The organism is Paenibacillus sp. Y568 (assembly GCF_059445545.1).
In genome coordinates, this window is the sequence record NZ_JCAIUM010000018.1 from 83,922 (window position 1) to 105,121 (window position 21,200).

The following is a 21,200-nucleotide window of genomic DNA, read 5'->3' on the forward strand; positions in this document are numbered from 1 at the left end:
GGCTCCTCAATCATGGAAAGTTTAGTTGAATCACTACTGAACAATAGAAAATTAAGTGGAAAAGGAATTAAGCTGGTTCGGAGCAGACAGGAGGAAAGTTTTGTATCTTATGAAGAACTCTACGACCGTGCCTTGAAGGTGCTATATCGTCTTCAATTCTCTGGACTATCGCAGGGGGATGAGCTGATTCTGCAAATTGATGATGAGGAGCATTTCCTGTACATATTTTGGGCATGTATCGCAGGTGGTATTATTCCTGTTCCGGTGAGCACGGGAGGAAATGATGAGCATCGTCTTAAACTGCATAAAATACATGAAACCTTAGCTAATCCATATCTAGCCATTGAAAAACGATGGATGACTAAGCTAGAAGAGAATGAAACGCCAGGGTATAGTATTTCAGTGTTAGAAACTCGGAGTCTCTTCGTTGAGGACTTGGTTGAAGGACTGGATTATCATCTTCCGTATGGAAAAATAGCATCACCAAGTCGAGCAGATATGGCATTTATTCAATTCTCCTCAGGCTCAACAGGCACCCCTAAAGGGGTCATGTTGACTCATGATAATCTGTTATGTAATACGGAAGCGATCGCAAATAGGCTTGCTGTAACTCAGCAGGATATTTTCTATAGCTGGATGCCATTAACTCATGATATGGGAATGATTGCGTTCCATCTCACCCCGTTTTTATCACAAATCAACCACTCGATTATGTCTACGAATGCACTTATTAAAAGCCCGGCACTATGGATGATTAAAGTTCAAGAGCATGGTGCTACGGTTCTTGGATCGCCTAATTTCGGTTATAAGCTGCTGTTGACCGCATATAAGCCCAAAGTAGCTGAAGGATGGGATCTATCCAAGATCCGGGTCATCCTAAACGGGGCAGAGCCAATCTCGATTGAATTATGCCACAGGTTCGTACAAGAAATGGAAGCCTATGGACTACCCAATACCGCTATATTAAATGCCTATGGCCTTGCGGAAGGTAGTGTGGGTGTCAGCATCAAGAATCCAGAAGAGTCGCTTCATGGCATCTGTATTGACCGAAGAAGAGTGGGCATAGGTGAACAAATTCAAGAAATAACGGACGAATCACATCATGGTGTTGTGTTCGCTGAGGTTGGATATCCAATCGATTACGTATCCATTCGGATAAGTAACGAGAAGTCTGAGGAGCTGCCTGAGCGAGTGATAGGTCAGATCCAGATTAAAGGAAGAAGTGTAACCTCCGGTTATTACAGAAATGAAGCTGCGACGAAAAAGGCAGTTCTTCAGGATGGTTGGCTGGATACAGGGGATCTTGGATTTATTAGTGAAGGCAGACTATATGTTACGGGTAGAATGAAGGACATTATTTTTGTGAATGGGAAGAACTACTATCCTCATGATATTGAACGGATTAGTGAGGAGGTAGAAGGCGTTGAGCTTGGCAAGGTTGCTGTCGTTGGTTTGCATAATCGCGAGGAGCAAAGGGAGGACATCGTTGTTTTTGTGCAATATAAGCGGAAGCTCGAGCAGTTTGCTGAAATCGTTGTTCAATTAAAGAAAGTCATTAATTTAAAAATTGGGATAGAGCCTGCACTAGTTCTTCCTATAAGAAGCATTCCCAAGACGACTAGCGGGAAGGTCCAACGTTATCAATTAGCTGAAATGCTAGTTAGCGGCGAGTTTGATACCTTAATTGCTGAGGTTAATAGCCATGTGGCTAAGCAGGCTTCAAGCATTCAGATCGCCGGACCTCGTAATGAAATCGAGCAAGTCTTACTTAAGCTATGGTGTGAATTATTGAATACTAAACGTATTGGAATCCATGATAATTTCTTTGAAATCGGCGGTTCTTCAAGCCTGCTAATTCAAATGGTGGATGAGGTTGAACAGCTTTTCCCAGGCATGATTGAAATTACCGATCCGTTTGCCATGCCTACGATTGCTCAGATCGCAAGCTATATTGCTTCTACCAGTCAGGAGACAAGGCTACAGCCGATCGCTCTTCCAATGGCTTATGTGCTTAATCATTCAAGCCTTCAGGCAAAATCTTCGAATGTTCGTCTAGAGTACATCTTCAAGGCTGAAGAACTGAGCCGTTTACATGCGCTCGCACGCCAGCTCGATGTGAATCTGATGAGTGTGGGTGCAACAGCCTTCGCCTACATGCTCTTCTTGATTGGAGCTCCGCCCGACCTTCCACTGTGCCTACATTTACAGAATGATGGGGTACATGAGTATACCTTCAAGTTTGAGAATGTTAGTGACTTCGCGGAGTATATCGGGCAGGTCAACTATTCTATTAAAAAAGATGGTGTATTTCATACGCTAGATCAGCTTCGTCAGCAGCCCGTAACGTTGCAAGAGCAAGAAAGATTGCCACTCTTCTGTGATGCTAATCTGTTGTTAGTCCGTAAAGATTGGTTACAGCTTTTCGATCTAGTGGTGATTGCTGAAGAGAAGGAACAGTATTTCAAGATGGTGCTCGAATTTAATCATCATCGGTTGCAGCGTACGGCAATGGAGGAATGGTGGAATAATTTGATCCGGTTCATGCAGTTCTTGCTTCAACAGGCAGATGAAGAAGAAACGCATCTAAACGAACAGGTAACGAGCAGCGGTGGAACGGGAGGAAGCCAATGAAGCCGAAGAATATTGATGTACATCAATTCAAGTTCAATGAACATTCTCCTGAAATATCTTCAGAAGAAGGAAATGAAGCGGGAGGCCAAGAGGTAGCGATTATTGGGATTTCAGTTCGTCTACCCGGCTCGGATAACTGGAGACAGTTTTGGGACCATATCGAAGCAGGAGTGGATTCAACCAACTCCTTTCCAGAGCAGCGGCGGGCTTTCACAGATGAGTTTCTGCAATGGATAGGTAAGCGTGCGGAAGATCAATCATATATGCCAGGCGCATATTTGGAGCATATTGATCAATTTGATGCAAAATTCTTCCGTATGCTGCCTACTGAAGCCAGTCTAACCAGCCCTGATCAAAGGCTGTTACTGGAGTCAGCGTGGGAAGCACTTGAGGATGCCGGATATGGTGGAACGAAGCTTAGCGGCAGTGCGACAGGAGTGTATATCGGATATGTTGGCGATTTGGGGGGCTACAATTATCGTCAAATGATCGACGAATGGGTAGATCCACAACATAAACCAGCTTCAATTGCTGGCAATTTGTCAGGGATTATCGCAAGTCGGATATCCTATTTTCTTGATTTGAAAGGTCCTGCCTTGATTATCGATACGGCTTGCTCCTCCTCACTGGTGGCTGTGCACACGGCATGTCAGGCACTAAGAAAAGGGGATTGCGAGCTTGCAATTGCTGGAGGAATACGGCTTAACTTACTCCCTCTGGACCAAGCAGAGGACAAAGTCGGCATGGAGTCTTCGGATGGAAAAACACGCACATTTGATGTTCAGTCGGATGGCGCAGCAATGGGAGAAGGTGTCGTAACGGTTTTGCTTAAGCCTGTAGTTCAAGCATTGCAGGACAGAGATCACATCTATGCAGTAATTAAAGGGTCTGCCGTTAATCAGGATGGTCGTTCTATTGGGATTACAGCCCCAAACATGCAGGCACAAGCAGATCTATATATCCAAGCATGGCAGGATGCAAACATTGATCCACTTACGATATCGTACATTGAGGCTCACGGAACGGGCACAATGATTGGAGATCCGATTGAGATTGAGGGATTGAAAAAAGCTTTTGGACGGATTACGGGCAAGAAGCAGTTCTGCGCGATAGGGTCGCTAAAATCGAATACGGGTCACTCCTATCAGACTGCAGGCATTGCAGGAATGGTTAAGGCGGCACTTGCGCTCAAGCAAGGCATCATTCCTCCAACGTTACATTTCAACGGTCCAAATAAGAAGATTCGATTTACAGACTCTCCAGTATACGTAAACACCACTCCGCGAAAATGGAATCTTGGGCATTCACCGCATCGATGCGGTGTAAGCTCCTTCGGTTTTAGTGGTACGAATTGTCATCTGATATTGGAGGAAGCTCCCATTCGTGTAACTACGGGTGGAGCGCCTGAGGTTAGAACGGAGCCTAATCTACTAACTCTGTCGGCAGGCAGTGAGAGCGGGCTACGCCGGCTCATCCACGATTATGAAGATTATTTACAGGGTGATCCCTCGCTTACATTGGAGGAATTATGTTACACCGCTAATACCGGCAGGGGACATAACCGCTTCCGCCTTGCGCTTCTGGTCAATGAGCTATCAGAGCTGAGAAGCCTTCTAAGCACCTTAGGGAGGAATGGGATTCAGGGAGATGACATTCATGTGTTCTGCAAGGATGAAGATGGGCTTGTTCCGTATGGAGCAGAAGCCAATCTTACTAAACTAGCAGAGAAGCTGGTAGAGCGGCTTGCCCTAAGTCATTCGGAACATGCGGAATGGAGCAGATTATGCCAGTTGTATGTAAATGGAGCTTCAATCGATTTTGATCAGTTGTATAAAAGATACAGCATTCATCGGGTTCCGCTTCCAACGTATCCTTTCGAACGGGATGTTCATTGGCTGAATGATCCGGACATTCGCCAACGCGCGAGGTCGCAAATGGCATTTCCAATGGAAAGAGATAAGGCAGGTGACAACAAAGATGAAGCAGCAGGTGGGCTAGGCAGTGAGCCGCTTAGCGATCAACTCTACTACAAGATTAACTGGGAGACGATGCCGAAGACAAAGCGTGACTCTTCGCAACTGACAGGTAAGGTGCTCGTGTTATCCAATGGAAATCCGATGGCTGAACTCATTATAGAGCGACTGCGCAATAAGGGGGAGTTCGTAGTTGCAGCGAGGTTTGGTCATCACTTTGAGCAGATAGGAGCAGAAAGCTGCATTGTGAACGGTAGTGAGGATGATTTTGATCAGCTGCTGCATTGGATAGGAGCAGGTGAGATTGGTCGTGTGATTCATATGGCCAGTCCTTATAACTTGAGAGGGGAACGCTCCAATCTTTCATTGGAGCAATTCGAACAAAGTCAAGCTCAGGGGACTTACAGCTTGCTTTTCCTCGTACGTTCACTAATCCGTGCAGGGTGTCAGCAGCGGGTAGACATTTTATTGATTGCAGACCATGTACATCACGTCAGTGGTGATGAACCGGGACTGAACCCTGAGGCAGGCGCGTTGTTTGGACTTGGTAAGGTGGTACATACGGAATACGACAACCTGCGATGCCGGGCCATTGATATAGATGCAGCAACAGGGCCTGATGATATTTTAGAAGAGCTATATTTGGAGAGAGAGTACTACAATATTGCATTTCGATCAGGGACCAAGTACATGGAGCGCTTCTCGAAGGCGGAGTTGTCTGATTATGCTGAAATTCCGGTGAAGGTTAGGGATGAAGGAGCTTATATCATTACAGGGGGAACGGGTGCGCTAGGACTTGAAGCTGCTAAGTATCTAGCAGAGCGTGGTGCAGCACATATCGCTCTCGTAAGCCGGGCACCTCTTCCAGTTCGTGAGCATTGGAATAGCCTACTTGAAGGGGATGATCACAGCCTATCCACCAAGCTGCAAGGGATTATGGAGCTGGAGGCTAAAGGGGCAGTTGTCTCCAGTTACTCAGCGGATGTCTCTGATATTCATGCTATGAATTTAGTCCTACAGGATATACGAAGCCAGTATGGCGTGATTTATGGAATTGTTCATAGCGCGGGGGTTGCCGGAGATGGCTTCTTAATCAATAAGTCGCTTGATGTCTTTAACGAAGTATATGTACCCAAAGTGAACGGAACCTGGATTCTAGATCATCTTACGCAAGGAGATCCGCTTGATTTCTTCCTTCTCTACTCATCAGGAGCCTCATTGATCGGTGAAGCGGGTCAAGGAGATTATTGTGCCGCCAATTCCTATTTGGATGCTTTTGCAGCTTATCGAAGTGCAAAAGGACAACGGACTCAGACGATCAATTGGGTGAAATGGAAAGACATTGGTCTAGCTGTAGACAAAGGATCGAATCACGATGGGCTTTACAAGCTACTAGCAACTGAAGTGGCTATGAAGGCATTGGATGAAATCCTTCACCGTGACATTACACAGATTATGGTTGGACAAATGAATTTGGAAAGCCAATACCTCAGTATGATGGAGCTTTTCCCATTCAAGCTTGCGCCCGAAATTGAGGCTGTCGTTAAGAGAACTGTGAGCGAACAGTCCAGGATGCTTGAAACCCATGTTAGCGAGAAGAACATGTTAGTGACGATCCAAATGTCAGGACGCGAAGGCTCAAGTTATTCGGAAGTGGAAATGACTCTCGCCACGGTATATCAGGAGGTGCTTGGGTTCAAGGAAATTAATGTGTTTGACAATTTCTTTGAGCTTGGAGGGAATTCCATCATGCTGAACCTGATGTACGCAAGGCTGCAAAAATTATATCCTGGGAAGCTAAAGCTGACAGATCTATTTACGTATACCTCAATCTCTCGGCTTGCTGAATATTTGACAACGAAGAATAAAAATTCATCTAACAACTGTTTATCAAGATCGAATAAATCAAATGAAGATGAAAAACCAGATATCTCTAAACTGCTTGATGAAATGCAAAGTGGTAAATGGAGCATTGATCAAATGATGGAATTCATGAAGTAGCATGATGGATGACGCATGATGCAAGGAAAGGATCATCCATAAACCAAGAACAGGTGGTGAGTCATGGAAAAGGTAATGAAGTCGATCTTGGAGCATACAGCCAGCGGAAGGATGGATAAGCAGGCAGCGTTAGAGGTGCTGGAGCTTCTTCGTAGCAAAGGTCAGGAGCCAGAAGAACCCATTGCCATTATTGGAGTGGCGTCCCGATTACCGGGATCAGATGACTCCGAGCAATTCTGGAATCTCATCCAAAGCGGTACCGATGCCATCCGTAAGTTTCCAGATGAGCGAGCAGTAGATATACGGGATTATCTAAGGTTTAAAGGCACGCCAGATGAACAAATTGCTTTTGGTGAGGGTGCATTTCTCGAGGATATTGATAAGTTCGATTACCCCTTCTTCCGATTGTCGCCCAAAGAGGCAAGTCTTATGGACCCAAACCAACGATTGTTTATGCAGGTGGGATATCATGCTCTGGAGGATGCCGGTTATGGAGGGGAGCGCTTAGCGGGATCGCGTACGGGTGTATACACAGGGTTCTCTGACACCATAAAGGATAAATATCAGCAAATGATTGTCGACGTTGATCCTTCCTCTGTTCCTATTTCCATAGCAGCTAATCTTGCCGCGATGATTCCGACTAGGTTGTCCTACTTGTTAGATTTGAAGGGGCCAACGGTTCTAATCGACACGGCTTGTTCTTCAGGGCTTGTGACCGTACATATGGCGTGTCAAGGCATCCGGCAAGGCGATTGTGACATGGCTGTTGCTGGAGCGGTAAAGATTCATACCGTTCCGATCGTTACGGACGTGTTTACGACAGGGGTGGAATCCTCGGATTATCGAACACGGACATTTGATGAACATGCCGATGGCGCGGGGATCGGCGAAGGCTGCGTCGCCGTTGTCCTAAAGTCACTGAAGCAAGCTGTTCAGGATGGAGACCAGATTTATGCAGTTATCAAAGGGAGTGCACTAAATCAAGATGGGACATCGATGGGTATTACAGCTCCCAATCCAGAGGCTCAGACTGATGTCATTACCCGTGCATGGGAGAAGGCAGGAGTTGATCCTGAATCGATCTCCTATATTGAAACACATGGCACGGGCACAGAACTTGGCGATGTTCTAGAGATGGAAGGGCTGAAGAATGCCTTTGCTCGCTTCACGGATAAAAGGAACTTCTGCGCAATTGGTTCCGTGAAACCGAATATTGGACATTTGTACGAATGCGCCGGTATGGCTAATTTACTCAAGGCTGTTCTTGCTTTGAAATACAAGGAGCTTCCGCCAACGATTCATTTCGGGCAGCCCAATCGCAAAATCGACTTTATCGATTCGCCCATTTATATCAATGCGAAGCTTCGAGAGTGGGAGAGTCAAGAGAAGCGGCGCTGCGGAGTGAGCTCTTTCGGATTTAGCGGTACGAATTGTCATTTGATTCTGGAAGAGGCGCCAACACAGCGTGAAGAGAGAATGCCAAACCCAGTGTCAGAGAAGAATCAGCCCTTTGTCTTGACTCTATCCGCAAAAACGAAGTCAGCACTGAATGAATTGATATTGAAGTATGTGGAATGGTTGTCACGTGAGGAAGTAACAGATCCACATGACCTTTGCTTTACGGCAAACAACGGAAGAGGTCATTTCGAACATCGGTTGGCCTTTGTGTTTAAGGATGCAATGGAGCTTAAACAGCAGCTACAGATTCTTAATCAACTGAAGGGATCTTGGCAATCGGACCGACTACCGAAGGGGGTCCAATATGGAGCCCACCGAATCTCGGGTCAACAGCAATTGAACACCCAGCAGTCTGGCGATCTGACTGAAGGTGAACGTAGACAGAAGTCGGCTGAAGCCAATACTCAGCTCGATGAATGGCTTAAGCAGCGAGATTGGACAACTGAACATGCTGAGAAATTGGGAAATGATTATGTGAACGGAGCTCGGATCAATTGGACATTACTCTATTCATCCCCAAAGGTTCAGAACTACTCGTTGCCGTTATATCCCTTCGAGGGTCATCGTTGCTGGCTGGATATACCGAAGGTGATTTCCCAGCCGAGCTATAGCGCAAGGGATGCGATGCATTATCAATTGGGCTGGGTACCTGCTCCTAAGCTTGAGTCCGTCGGCTCACCCATTTCAATGGAATCCCAAGCGGTGCTCATACTAAAAAGCGCTAATAATCTGCAATGGGGTAAGCGAATCTCTGATGCTTTCAGGGATAAAGGTTATCCTGTGATTGAAGTACAGCTAGTTAGCACTGCTACTGTAATCCATCATGGTCAGCATGTGGATATGCCAGGTTGCCAGGCGGATTTCGATCAATTATTCGCTGATCTGAAGGAACGCTATCTTCTTGAACATATCGTCTACGTTGGTGCAAATGCTCCGTTAGAGACGAAGCGAGAGCAGGAGGAAGCTTCAGCGGATGAGGTATATCTATTCCGCACTGTTAAAGCACTGCAATCAGATTACAGCGAACGCTCACTGAAGCTATCACTCCTTACAAATCAAGCATTCGTTGTTGACGACAAGGAAGTATCTGTTCATGCGGAGCGTGCAGTAATGACTGGCCTTGGCAAAGCTATTGCCAAGGAGAACCCTGATTGGCTATGCAAAGCTTTGGACACGGATGATGATGCAGATGTAGAAGCAGTATTAGAAGAACTATTACATTTTGATAAGGAATATCAGATTGCTATTAGGCAAGGACAACGGTATGCCCTAGAATTGCAGCCGATTGATCCAAGTAGGCTCAAAGACGATCCTTTAGTGATTAGGAAAGGTGGCATCTATATCATCACTGGGGGTCTAGGTGATATCGGACTGGAGATGGCTAAGTATCTGGCTTCACGTCAGAACGTTAATCTTGCGTTGATTAGTCGGACCGCTTTTCCAACCCGTGAACAATGGCCGCAGATTCTAGAAGAAGGAACCGGCGCTAATGAGATTCGCAGCAAAATTGAAGAGGTCATAGCAATCGAGGCGCTTGGATCTAGGGTGGATTGTTATGCAGGTGATGTATCTGATGTGGTAGCGATGGAGAAAATCTTAACCGCGATTAGATACAAGGATAAATCGAATGCAGGTATACGTGGTGTCATACATGCCGCAGGCGTGCCTGGAAATCAAATGCTGAATGAACAGCAGGAAACTGAGTTTAAGCGTGTGTTATCTCCGAAAATAAACGGAACGATGAAACTTGATCAATTATTGTCTGGTGAAGCATTAGACTTCTTTATTCTTTGTTCATCACTAGCAACCTTTTTCCCAGCACCAGGTCAAGGGGATTACATCGCGGCGAATACTTACTTGGATGCATATGCAGCGATGAAGCGTAAGCAGGGCACTAGATCCATTACGATCAATTGGTCCACTTGGAAGGAACGTGGCATGGCTGTCAAAGCCGGGTTTGCTGTTGATACCTTGATGAGAGCACTTCGGACGGAAGAGGCGATGAGCCAGTTTGATCTAATTGTTAACAAGGACGTCAGTCAAGTGCTTATCGGCTCGCTTGATTTCGATTCTAGAATGATCCGGCTGCTGCCTGAAATGCCATATCGTATGCACGATTCTATTATTTACGAATTGGAGTTAGGGGCAAAGAGCCGCGCTAACATTACAGCACAACCAGGAATGTTATGTTCGACAACAGCAGCAGGTTCATCTATAGGTACGAACTCACGAGCATCTAATGGCATAGCCCGTGTTGTGCAGCTATCAGGAAGAGATAATGGAATATACAGCGATGCAGAGAGAATTACAGCTCAGGTATGGGCAGAAACACTTGGCATCTATGATATGAATGTGTACCACAATTACTATGAAATGGGAGGTGATTCAGTACTAGGTATTCGCATCGTAAATACGTTAAATAAACAGCTTCAAATCCGAATGCATCCCGGCGACTTACTAACACGGCTAACGGTTGAACAATTTGGTTCTTTTTTGGAATGCATGATTACCCCCGAATCTAGCAATACAATTGGCATTTCTATTGCACCCATTCAAGAGAGTTATCCGTTATCTTCAGCACAAAATCGAATGTTTGTGGTCGATCGGTTGGAGGGGGCAAGTATCGTATTTAATCATCCACGCTTTCTGTATTTAGAAGGTGAACTCGATGTACAGCGATTTACGAATGCCGTTCATACGCTTGTCATGCGACATGAGGCGTTCCGCACTACCTTTGAGCTCACGGACACTGGACCCATGCAACGGATTGAGCAAAATTCCACATTCTCGATTCCATATTCGGAGGGTGCAGAAGCGGAATTGCCACAGAAGATTGCGGCATTTATTCGTCCCTTTGATTTAAGCCGTACACCGTTACTACGGATTGAGCTCGTCAAGCTAACGCAAAACAAGCATTTTCTTCTATTTGATATGCATCATATAATCTGCGATGGGGTATCGCTGGACACGTTTCTTGCAGAGCTATCGCTTCTATATGCTGGGAAGCTACTACCTTCCTTATCGATTCAATATAAGGATTACGCAGTCTGGCAGAACGATAGGCTTGCCGAAAATGCGTATCAAAGAGAAAAGACATTTTGGAGTAAGGAATTTGAAGACGGTGTTCCTATTTTGCAATTGCTCACGGATTATCCACGAAACGGTAGAAAGAGCACAGAAGGGGAGCAACTATCGTTTATGGTCACAGCTTCTGTTGTAAAGGAGCTTGAACAGGTGGCTTCAGATTTGGGAGCTTCATTATATATGGTTCTGCTCGCAGCCTTCCATGTTCTGCTCTATAAATACTCAGGACAAAAGGATATTGTAATCGGTTCAGCTGTAATGGGTCGCTCTCATGCAGATGTACAGTCGGTTTTCGGCGTGTTTATCAACATGTTACCTCTGAGAAATAAGGTGGAGCCTTCTTCAAACGTCGGACAATTTATCGGAAAGGTACGAGATTATACAATAAAAGCCTTTGATCATCAGGATCTGCCTTTTGAAATCATCGTCGAACAGACCTCTACCCAGCGGGACCTTAGCCGTCATCCGATATTCGATGTCTCATTTATATTGCAAAATACCGGATCCAAACGAATGGACATGGACGGGGTGGATGTATCAGAATACCCGCATCATGCCGGTGTATCTAAGCTGGATGTAGCGCTTGAAGGTATTTTTCAAGAAGAAGGGATGCTCTTTCATTTGGAATATAGCAGTGCTCTCTTCAAACAACACACGATGGAGCAGTGGGCTGACGATTATGCACAGCTGTTAAGATCTTTACCATCTGTCCTCTCCTCGTCGATCCAACAGCTTGAATTAGAAAGTGAGAGACATGGAAACTTTTTCGGTACTGAAACCGAGCTGGAGTTTGAATTTTGACCAAGCAGCGGCCTATGAGCCACATGCAGAAACTAATAAAGGAGAGTAGATGAAATGATTAAAGTCGTAGGTGTCATCGGTGCAGGGGTCATGGGCATCGGGGTATCACAAAGTTTGGCTCAAGGTGGTTTTCAGGTCAAGATGATCGATGTCTCTGAGGCTGCATTAACGAAAGCCAAGGAGGAAATTTATAACAACGTAAGAATGCAGGCATTTTTTGATAAAACGCTAGCCCCTGATGCTCCTGAAAAAGTATTGGAGTCTATCGAATTTTCTACAGATTATGATTTGCTTCATGATGCTGATTTTGTTGTCGAGAATGCGACTGAGAAATGGGAGATTAAGAAGGAGATTTATCCTAAGCTGGATGCCATTTGCCCAGAGCACTGTGTATTTGCAGTGAATACCTCTTGTATTTCGATTACTCGAATCGGAGCACTGACGAAACGTGCAGATCGTATTCTTGGGATGCATTTCATGAACCCGGTACCACTGAAGCCTATGGTTGAAGCGATAAGGGGACACTACACCACTGAAGAAACCATACAAACCGCAAGGGATCTTCTGCAAGCCATGAACAAGGAATGTATCGTCGTCAATGACATGCCAGGCTTTGTATCCAACCGGGTACTGATGCTCACGATTAATGAAGCAATCTTTCTCATTCAGGATCAGGTGTCTACAGCTGAAGATGTGGATACGTTATTCAAGACTTGCTTCGGTCACAAGAGTGGTCCGCTGGAGACGGGTGATCTTATCGGGCTCGACACGATCCTGTATTCCATTGAGGCCTTGTATGAAGCTTATAACGATAGTAAATATCGTCCGTGCCCGCTGCTGAAGAAAATGGTGGATGCGGGTTACCTCGGAAGAAAAAGCGGCAAAGGATTTTACGAATATCAGGTTTCCTAATTTAAATTATAGATAAAGGTGGAATATGAAATGGAAGAGACAAAAGTAAAAGTGAAGGCATTTTTATCCCGGTTTTTCAGAAAAAGCGAGATTGCTGATGATGATGATATTTTCGCACTAGGCTTTGTAAATTCATTGTTTGCGATGCAGCTCGTGATGTTTTTAGAAAAAGAATTTTCACTACGTATTCAGCCAGCCGATCTGGACTTTAACAACTTCCGTTCGATAAATTCGATCGTTGAGTTGGTAGAGCGCCTCAAACAACCAGCATAAGAAGGGGGATTAGGAGATGAACATAGGCAGCGCAACACAGCAGTTGGCAGGCAGAGAGGCATTTAGGTCCTTTGCTGAACAGTATATCGTGCATGAGGCGGATCGTTGGGACAGTGAAGAAGCCATCCCTCAATCGATCATTCAGCAAATGGGAGAGGAAGGATATTTAGGCGCCGTCATTTCGAAGGAATTTGGCGGACTTGAACTTGATATGAAGTCGCTGGGAGCACTTAGTGAAGAAATGGGAAGAGCCTGCTCATCGGTCCGAAGCCTGCTAACGGTGCATGGAATGGCAAGTTTAGCGGTTGAGCGCTTCGGTACAGCGGAGCAGAGACAGAAGTGGCTTCCCCAGCTGGCTTCCGGTCAAACGATAGGTGCTTTTGGATTAAGTGAAGCAGGAGCGGGTACGGATGCGAAAGCGATCATGACCACAGCAACCGTCACTGAAGAAGGCTATGTGCTTGAAGGGGGCAAGAAATGGATCACTTTTGGGCAAATCGCTGATTTGTTCCTCATTTTCGCCAAGTTAGATGGTGAGCCAACGGCATTTCTTGTTCCACGCACCTCCCCGGGACTCTCGATTGTTCCCCTTAAAGGGATCTTTGGCACAACAGCCTCGATGATCGCGGAGCTTCGGATGGAGAACTGTCTAATCCCACATGACGCAATCCTTGGAAGCAAAGGATTGGGTGTTCCGTATATCGCAATGAGTTGTTTGGATTATGGTCGATATACGATTGCTTGGGGATGTGTTGGTATTTTGCAGGCATGCCTAGATGCTTGTCTACGCTATACGAGCGAACGTGAGACATTTGGTACGCTGCTGAAGAATCAACAACTCATCCAGAAGATGATTACGGAAATGACCGTAAACACCAAAGCCGCGCGTTTGCTATGCGAAGATGCAGGTCGATTGAAAGATGAGGGCGACTCGCAGGGTCTTCTGGCGACATGGGTAGCTAAATATTTTGCATCGGTCGCCGCTACTAAAGCTGCCAATGAAGCAGTCCAGATTCATGGCGCGAATGGCTGTAGCCGTGATTATTCGGTACAGCGTTACTTACGCGATGCGAAGGTCATGGAAATTATCGAAGGCACCACACAAATGCATGAATTAGTCATCGCATCTGATGCATACAGTCTCAGCGATTTTTGAAGAGAAGGGAAGAGGAGCCATGACAGTCAATCTTAATTCTGTAATTCAAGCAGAGCAGATAGCCAAAATCAAATGCTTGGTCTGGGATCTCGATCATACGCTCTGGAACGGGGTTCTCCTTGAAGATGGAGAAGTTAGTCTCAAAGAAGGTGTGGCAGATATTGTTAAGGAGCTCGACCGCAGAGGCATTCTTCAATCGATAGCTAGCAAAAATGATTATCAACATGCTATGGAGCGTCTGCGTACATTTGGATTGGATGAATATTTTCTGTATCCGCAAATCCATTGGAGTGCGAAATCCATTTCCATTGAAAGCATAGTGAAATCTCTGAATATCGGAATGGATACGATCGCTTTTATTGATGATCAGCCGTTCGAAAGAGATGAAGTCAAGCAAGCGCTGCCTACGATCCGCTGTTATGATGCTGCGAATATTGCGGAGCTGTTAGATGATGCTGACTTTAACCCTGAGTTTGTCGCGGATGATTCGAAGCAAAGACGGTTCATGTACCGCAGCGATCAAGTACGCAAAGAGCTGGAGGAGCAGTATGAGGGGCCGCAAGAGGAATTTCTAGCCTCCCTTCAGATGAAGTTTACCATTGCACCCGTCGGACCTTTCGATCTACAGCGTGCTGAGGAACTGACTGTACGAACGCATCAGCTGAACACGACGGGATATACGTATTCGTATGAAGAATTAGATGCGCTGCGTCAATCTCCCAATCATAAGCTGTTGATCGCAGGTCTGGAAGACATATACGGAAGCTACGGCAAAATTGGCCTGCTTCTACTTGAATGTAGTGAGAAGGTATGGACGCTGCAGCTCTTGCTGATGTCGTGCAGAGTCATGTCTCGTGGTGTGGGTTCCATCATGCTGAACCATGTGATTCGAATGGCGAAGGAAGCGGGCGTTGTTCTTCAAGCGAAGTTAGTACCTAATGATCGAAATCGGATGATGAGCATTACGTATCATTTTGCTGGATTCCAAGAAGTCGAACGGACAGGTGAAATGGTTCTGTTCGAGCATCATATGGAAGCTATTCCGTCCACTCCAGATTATGTAGATGTTCAGGTTCAATCATTGTAATGATTCGAATATGAAAGGAGGTTCATGCTACATGGAAAAGATAGCATTTCTATTTCCCGGTCAGGGATCTCATTACATCGGAATGGGTCAGAGCTTATTTGATCAATTCACGATTGCAAGACAGACGTTTGAGGAAGCGGGAGATATTCTAGGGTATGATCTGGCGAGTCTGTGCTTCTCAGGCAGCATGTCTGAACTGAATCAGCCATCTCGTATGCAGCCTGCTCTATTGACGGCAAGCGTCGCCGCGTATCGTGTGTTTATGCAAGAAATTGGCGTAACTCCAGATTTTTGTGCAGGTCATAGCTTAGGTGAGTATTCCGCACTGACATGCGCCGGAGCGATTCGCTTCTCCGATGCAGTGCGTCTAGCTCAAGTGAGAGGAACCTTAGCTCAGCAATATGCAGATGAGTGTGATGGCGCGATGAGTATCATTGACCAAGTATCGGCTGCACAGCTTGAGACGTGGTGTAATGCATTAGAGGAGCAAGGATCTGAAGCTTCAGTGAGCTGCTACAATGCCGAATTACAAGCGGCCATTTCAGGATCAAGCGCGGGTGTTTATGCAATTGAAGACCTGGTTCTTGAAAATGGGGGTAACGTTACACCTTTAATGATGAGCGCACCTTTTCATTCACAATGGATGGAGCCGGTTGTAGCACAATTTAAATCGACGTTGTCGGAAATCAGGTACGAGCATTTCAAAATGCCAGTCATTTCAAATGTAAGTGCCAGACCCTATCGAGGCAAAGAATCGGTTGCTGGCCTGCTCGCGAGTCAACTTCTGCGTCCTGTTCAGTGGCAGGCAACGCTAAAGTATCTCAAACGGATGGGTGTTACCATGGCGATTGAGCTGGGTCCGAAAAATGTCTTGTCCGCACTGGTGAAGCTAGAAACACCGGCGATGAAGACATATAGCTTTGATCAGGTTGCTGATCGGAATGAGTTATTCTCGATGTTTGGCAGTAAGCCTGAATATACCAAGCATCGATTGATGCTTCTGAATCGCATGCTCGCTGCTGCTGTTTCGACACCGAATACGAATGAGAATTTTGAGTTGTTTCGTAGCGGAGTGGTGGAGCCGTACCAACGTATTGAGGAAATGGCTGAGCAAACGGAGCGGGATGGCATTCCCCCAAGTATGGATCAGATCGAGGATGCCTTCGGTATGTTATATACGATATTACGGACGAAGGGACTGTCTGAGATCGAGGTAGAAGACATCGCATATCGGATTAAAGAAGAGACTAGTCATCCTTATTTGCAGATTGCAGCGATGGTATAAAGGAGGCAAAGCGATGAATGACCAATCGGGTGTACTTTCTGAACACACTGCTGAGTCACAAATTGGAAGCAAGTATAACGAGGAAAGGGCGTATTGGCTTGAGGAGCTGCGTGGACCCATCACCATGGGTGGAGTACCTTCGGAAGTTTCTGAGAACCTTGATGAAGTAGGAAAAACCCATCGTAAACAACTGCTCTTTACGTTACCAGAGTCTTTAAATACACGTCTGCTCCAAGTAAGTGCAAATTCAGATTTTGCTACATATGTCGTGCTGGCGGCGGCACTGGTGTATATATTATTCCGTTATTCAGGTAGAAAAGATTTCATACTCGGCATGCCTCCATTCCGCAATGAACCGAGTGAACGTCCGCTTGCAGCCATTCGAGCTCGTATTGACGGCAATATGAGCTTTAAAGAACTGCTAAGCTCTATCAAACATTCATGCTTGGGTGCGAAAAAGTATAAGAATGTGTCCCTGAATACACTTCTTCCACAATTAGATGTTGAACGGTTATCAGATAGCTTGCCTTTGTTTCGTTCAATGGCTGCTTTTCAGGGAGTGCATGAATGGAATGAATCCTCCCAAACATCGTGTGATTTTGTTTTTTCTAACTCAGGCTCTGGTATTCAGTTCGAGATTCATTATCAACGTGGCCTATATCAGGCAGAAGCTGTGGAAAGACTTGCGGCTCATTTCATTCAGGTTCTCGAACAAACCCTCTATCAGCCAGACATCCAGCTACATGCTATCCAAATGCTGACGCGAGAAGAGCTTGAGTTGATGCAGGCGCTAAATCATACCGAGCTAGATTATGATACAAATCTTACGTTGGATCAGCTATTTGAAGAACAGGTACAACGCACACCAGGCGCGGAAGCATTAATATTTGACAGTCAGCGGATGAGCTATAGCGAGATCGACCAACGTTCGAATCAAATCGCATGGATGCTATTGGAGAAGGGAGTGTCTCCTGGCGATCGGATCGGATTGATGGTTAGACGGGGGTTCAATATGATTGCAGGTATTCTTGCTGTGTTAAAAGCAGGTGCTTCATATGTGCCAATGGATCCTGATTTCCCGTCAGAACGAATTCGTTATATGTTGGAGGACAGTCAATCACGTCTGTTGTTGACCGAATCGGATTGTCTACAGACTTTTGGTGAACAAGACTCTGAAAGTGAACAGATTCGATTGGATCAAATTCATTGGAGCATCTACTCCACGATTACTCCTCCTTGCCTTCATCGCTCTCAAGATTTGGCTTATATCATTTATACATCAGGATCAACGGGTCAGCCGAAAGGTGTAATGATTGAGCATCAATCGGTTCACAATTTTGCAGTGGGTATGAAGCGAGAGTTAGGGCTTAGTCATGGAAAACGAATTTTGAATCTAACTACCATTTCGTTTGATATCTTCGTGCTTGAATCCATAGTCCCTCTAATCTGTGGTATGACGGTTGTAATTGCGCCTGAAAAGGCACAGAAGGATCCATTACTCTTAAGTGGTCTTATAGAGGACACTGGGGTAGAAATGCTTCAAATGACGCCGTCGCGGTTACAACTTTTTCTTACCAGTGGACTTGGTCTATCTTGCTTCGAGCAGCTAACGGATATCATGATCGGAGGAGAGGATTTCCCTCAGATGTTAGCGGATAGGCTAGCTGCACTGACGAAGGCACGGATCTACAATATGTATGGTCCTACCGAAACAACGGTATGGTCAGCCATTGAGCGCATTCATAAGGGAACTGCGGTGTCACTGGGCAACCCAATTGTGAACACACAATTATATATCGTCGATGAATTCCACTCGCTACAGCCGGCTGGCATTGAAGGTGAATTATGTATTGGTGGTGACGGCTTGGCTAGAGGGTACTGGGGCCGAGAGAGATTGACTATGGAAAAATTCGTTCTTAATCCATTTCATCCGGGTACTTTGATGTATAAGACAGGAGATTTGGCTCGCAGGCTTCCGGATGGACGTATCATTTTTCTAGGGAGGAAGGACTTCCAAGTGAAAATTCGGGGTTACCGAATCGAACTTGGAGAGATTGAACAGGTGTTATCTAAGATGGAAGGGATACACAGCTGTGCCGTTGCAGTTAGCCGAAACGGATCAGGCGACCCTGTTCTTACCGCTTACTACAGCGGAGCTGCGGAACAGAGTAGCTATGCGCTACGCTCTGGGCTCTCCGCAACACTTCCCGATTATATGATTCCTGGACAATTTATGTACCTGGAAGAGATGCCAATGACACTGAATGGCAAGCTGGACAGGGGGTGCCTGCCTTCACCGGACTCGCTAAAGGGACTACTACATATTTCGGCAGATGAACGTCCCCAGACGGAAGTGGAGGAGGCAATCCGCCGAATATGGACGGATATTCTAAAACGGGAAGAGATCAGCATATACGATAACTTTTTTGAAATAGGCGGAAATTCCACCTTAATCGTCATGGTATACGCCAAACTTGAGCAGCAATATCCTGCGACTGCACAGGTAGCCGACTTATTCACGTATCCAACTATTGCTGCTTTAGCAGAATGGGTCACACGTAACTCTGTAACGCAGGAAGAGTATGATTTACCTTCCTTTGTATTAGGTCAAGAGTACCTACATCGATTGGGTGAAGTAGCTGATACTGACGTGCTGGAGGTGAGCGTTCCGCAGCGGTTTTACCGTGATGCTATCCATGCGGCGGAAAGTCGAAACGCAGACCTCTTTGATCTTACGGCAATGGCGTTTATCTATTCGCTGGCAGAAGCTGCAGATTGCGGAGATCTCTCCATTTCATATCTGAGTCAGGGAGGGATTGGTATACACCCGCTTTACGTGGACTTCTTACAAATTGAAACGATGGAAGAGCTACTCAGTACAGTTAGGGAGCAGCGACTTTATATGAAGCAGCAGTCTGGCTTCATGCCATCGAAGCGTGGTGCCCACGAATGGGTGGAAGGTGAAGGTCTTAATCGCCCCATTAGGGCTGCTTATGTTGAAGGGGCAGATCGAAAGCTAGAAGCATCTGAGCTTACAGATCTACATTTGAGTGTGGAACTGGTACCTGGAGGTATTCGTCTGGTCTACGAATTCAATAGCAGAACGTTACAGCAGTCCGGGGTAGAGAAGATCGCCGAGAAATTTATCTCATGTTATCAGCAAATTATAAATCTGTTTTCAGGAAAGGAAGAATTATATGCGTAAAATTGCGTTTTTATTTCCGGGGCAGGGCTCACAAAAGAGCGGGATGGGTAAAAAATGGTTTGATCAGTTTGCCATTGCTAAACAAACCTTCGAAGAGGCGGATGAGGCTATTGGAATTAAGCTTTCAGAGCTTTGCTTCTCTGGTCCAGCAGCCGAGCTGAAAATGACGGAAATCGCTCAGCCAGCTATCTTGGCGACTAGTATTGCTGCTTATCGTGTGTTTCAGCAAGAGTATGGTTTAGTACCTACCTATTTAGCCGGGCACAGCCTTGGCGAATTTACCGCACTTGCTGCTTCTGGAAGCATTCGTTTTGCGGATGCAGTCAAACTTGTAAATAAGCGTGGAATATTCATGCAGCAGGCGATGGAACAAGGAGCAGGGGCAATGGCAGCCGTAGGCGGCATAGAACCGAGTATTATCGAAACTTGGTGCACAGAGTTATCCGATGAAACAAACAGCGTAGTGATTTCTAATTTCAACGCACCGGATCAAATTGTTGTATCCGGAGATAAATCTGCCGTGGATGCACTAGGCAAATTAGCGGAAAGAGAGGGTGCGCGATTTACACCACTGAATGTCAGCGCTCCTTTCCATAGTCCGATTATGCGTCCGGCTGCTGCGCTCTTGGAACTAGAACTTGATAAATATGATTATGAAGAGCCCCAGATTCCGGTTATATCTAATGTGACGGCGCGTCCCTACGACAATAAGGGCCAGATCATCCCTTTGCTTACAGAGCAAATGACGGGTGCCGTTCAGTGGATTGATACGATGAATTACTTGAAATTGCAGGGCGTTACGGATGTGATCGAGCTAGGACCACAAGCGGTATTAAAGAAATTAGCAGTAAAGAATGCTCCTCAGTTGAAGGCATACAGTCTAGATCTGGATGAAGATGCGAAGCAATTACAAGCTGATCTAGTAGCATTGACTCCTGCTGCTCCGCGAGCTTTCGTACCTCGCTGTTTGGGAATTGCCGTATGTTTGAAGAACGATAACTTTAACGAAGCCGAGTATCGTAGTGGAGTAGTGGGTCCCTATAAGGAATTACAGGATTTAGCGCAGCAGATCGAGCAATCGGGAGAAGCTCCGCACCAATCACAGTTGGTGACAGCGGCCGGATTACTGAAGCAAATCATGATTACAAAGCATACACCAACAGCAGAGCAAAATCGGCGCTGGAAGCAGCTTATGAATGACACGGGTGCGCAGGAATGGATAGTTCCGTGGTTGTCTGCTCAGACCGATGAGCTTGAAATGGAACATTCCATTTAATCAAGGAACATGATGAGCACCCGGATGATGATGGGTCTCAGGATGAGATGAAAGGAGG

Annotated in this window: 10 protein-coding genes; all 10 read left to right on the plus strand. The window is 45.9% G+C overall.

The annotated features are described in order from the left end of the window. The first annotated feature begins 12 nt into the window (after positions 1-12). The 10 genes from AC1D7X_RS21260 (at position 13) to fabD (AC1D7X_RS21305) (ending at position 21,142) form a co-directional block, all read left to right on the plus strand. Positions 13-2,631, plus strand: a complete 2,619-nt coding sequence (locus tag AC1D7X_RS21260; protein WP_495476074.1) for a non-ribosomal peptide synthetase — start codon at positions 13-15, stop codon at positions 2,629-2,631. Beyond that, positions 2,628-6,605 carry a type I polyketide synthase gene (locus tag AC1D7X_RS21265; protein WP_495476075.1) on the plus strand — a complete coding sequence of 1,326 codons (3,978 nt, stop codon included), beginning with the start codon at positions 2,628-2,630 and terminating at the stop codon, positions 6,603-6,605. The genes AC1D7X_RS21260 and AC1D7X_RS21265 overlap by 4 nt, the downstream gene beginning before the upstream one ends. A 63-nt stretch (positions 6,606-6,668) precedes the next feature. Beyond that, on the plus strand, positions 6,669-11,948 hold the full coding sequence (locus AC1D7X_RS21270; protein WP_495476076.1) for a condensation domain-containing protein: 5,280 nt from the start codon (positions 6,669-6,671) through the stop codon (positions 11,946-11,948). Positions 11,949-12,002: 54 nt separating this feature from the next. After that, positions 12,003-12,860, plus strand: coding sequence for a 3-hydroxyacyl-CoA dehydrogenase family protein (locus tag AC1D7X_RS21275; RefSeq protein ID WP_495476077.1), 858 nt, complete (start codon positions 12,003-12,005; stop codon positions 12,858-12,860). Between the two features lie 30 nt (positions 12,861-12,890). Continuing rightward, complete coding sequence (locus tag AC1D7X_RS21280; RefSeq protein ID WP_495476078.1) at positions 12,891-13,133, plus strand: acyl carrier protein; 243 nt, start codon at positions 12,891-12,893, stop codon at positions 13,131-13,133. 16 nt (positions 13,134-13,149) lie between these two features. Next, positions 13,150-14,289 carry an acyl-CoA dehydrogenase family protein gene (locus AC1D7X_RS21285; protein ID WP_495476079.1) on the plus strand — a complete coding sequence of 380 codons (1,140 nt, stop codon included), beginning with the start codon at positions 13,150-13,152 and terminating at the stop codon, positions 14,287-14,289. A gap of 19 nt (positions 14,290-14,308) precedes the next feature. Beyond that, on the plus strand, positions 14,309-15,376 hold the full coding sequence (locus AC1D7X_RS21290) for an HAD-IIIC family phosphatase (RefSeq protein ID WP_495476080.1): 1,068 nt from the start codon (positions 14,309-14,311) through the stop codon (positions 15,374-15,376). Between the two features lie 31 nt (positions 15,377-15,407). Further along, entirely contained in the window at positions 15,408-16,661 is a 1,254-nt protein-coding gene (gene fabD / locus AC1D7X_RS21295) for an ACP S-malonyltransferase (protein WP_495476081.1), read from the plus strand. Positions 16,662-16,674: 13 nt separating this feature from the next. Further along, positions 16,675-19,866: a non-ribosomal peptide synthetase gene (locus tag AC1D7X_RS21300; RefSeq protein WP_495476082.1), complete on the plus strand. Its 3,192-nt coding sequence runs from the start codon at positions 16,675-16,677 to the stop codon at positions 19,864-19,866. Then, the gene (gene fabD, locus AC1D7X_RS21305; RefSeq protein ID WP_495476083.1) at positions 19,859-21,142 is read left to right on the plus strand and encodes an ACP S-malonyltransferase; all 1,284 of its coding nucleotides are present in this window, start codon (positions 19,859-19,861) and stop codon (positions 21,140-21,142) included. Before AC1D7X_RS21300 ends, fabD (AC1D7X_RS21305) begins: the two co-directional genes overlap by 8 nt. Positions 21,143-21,200: the final 58 nt, after the last annotated feature.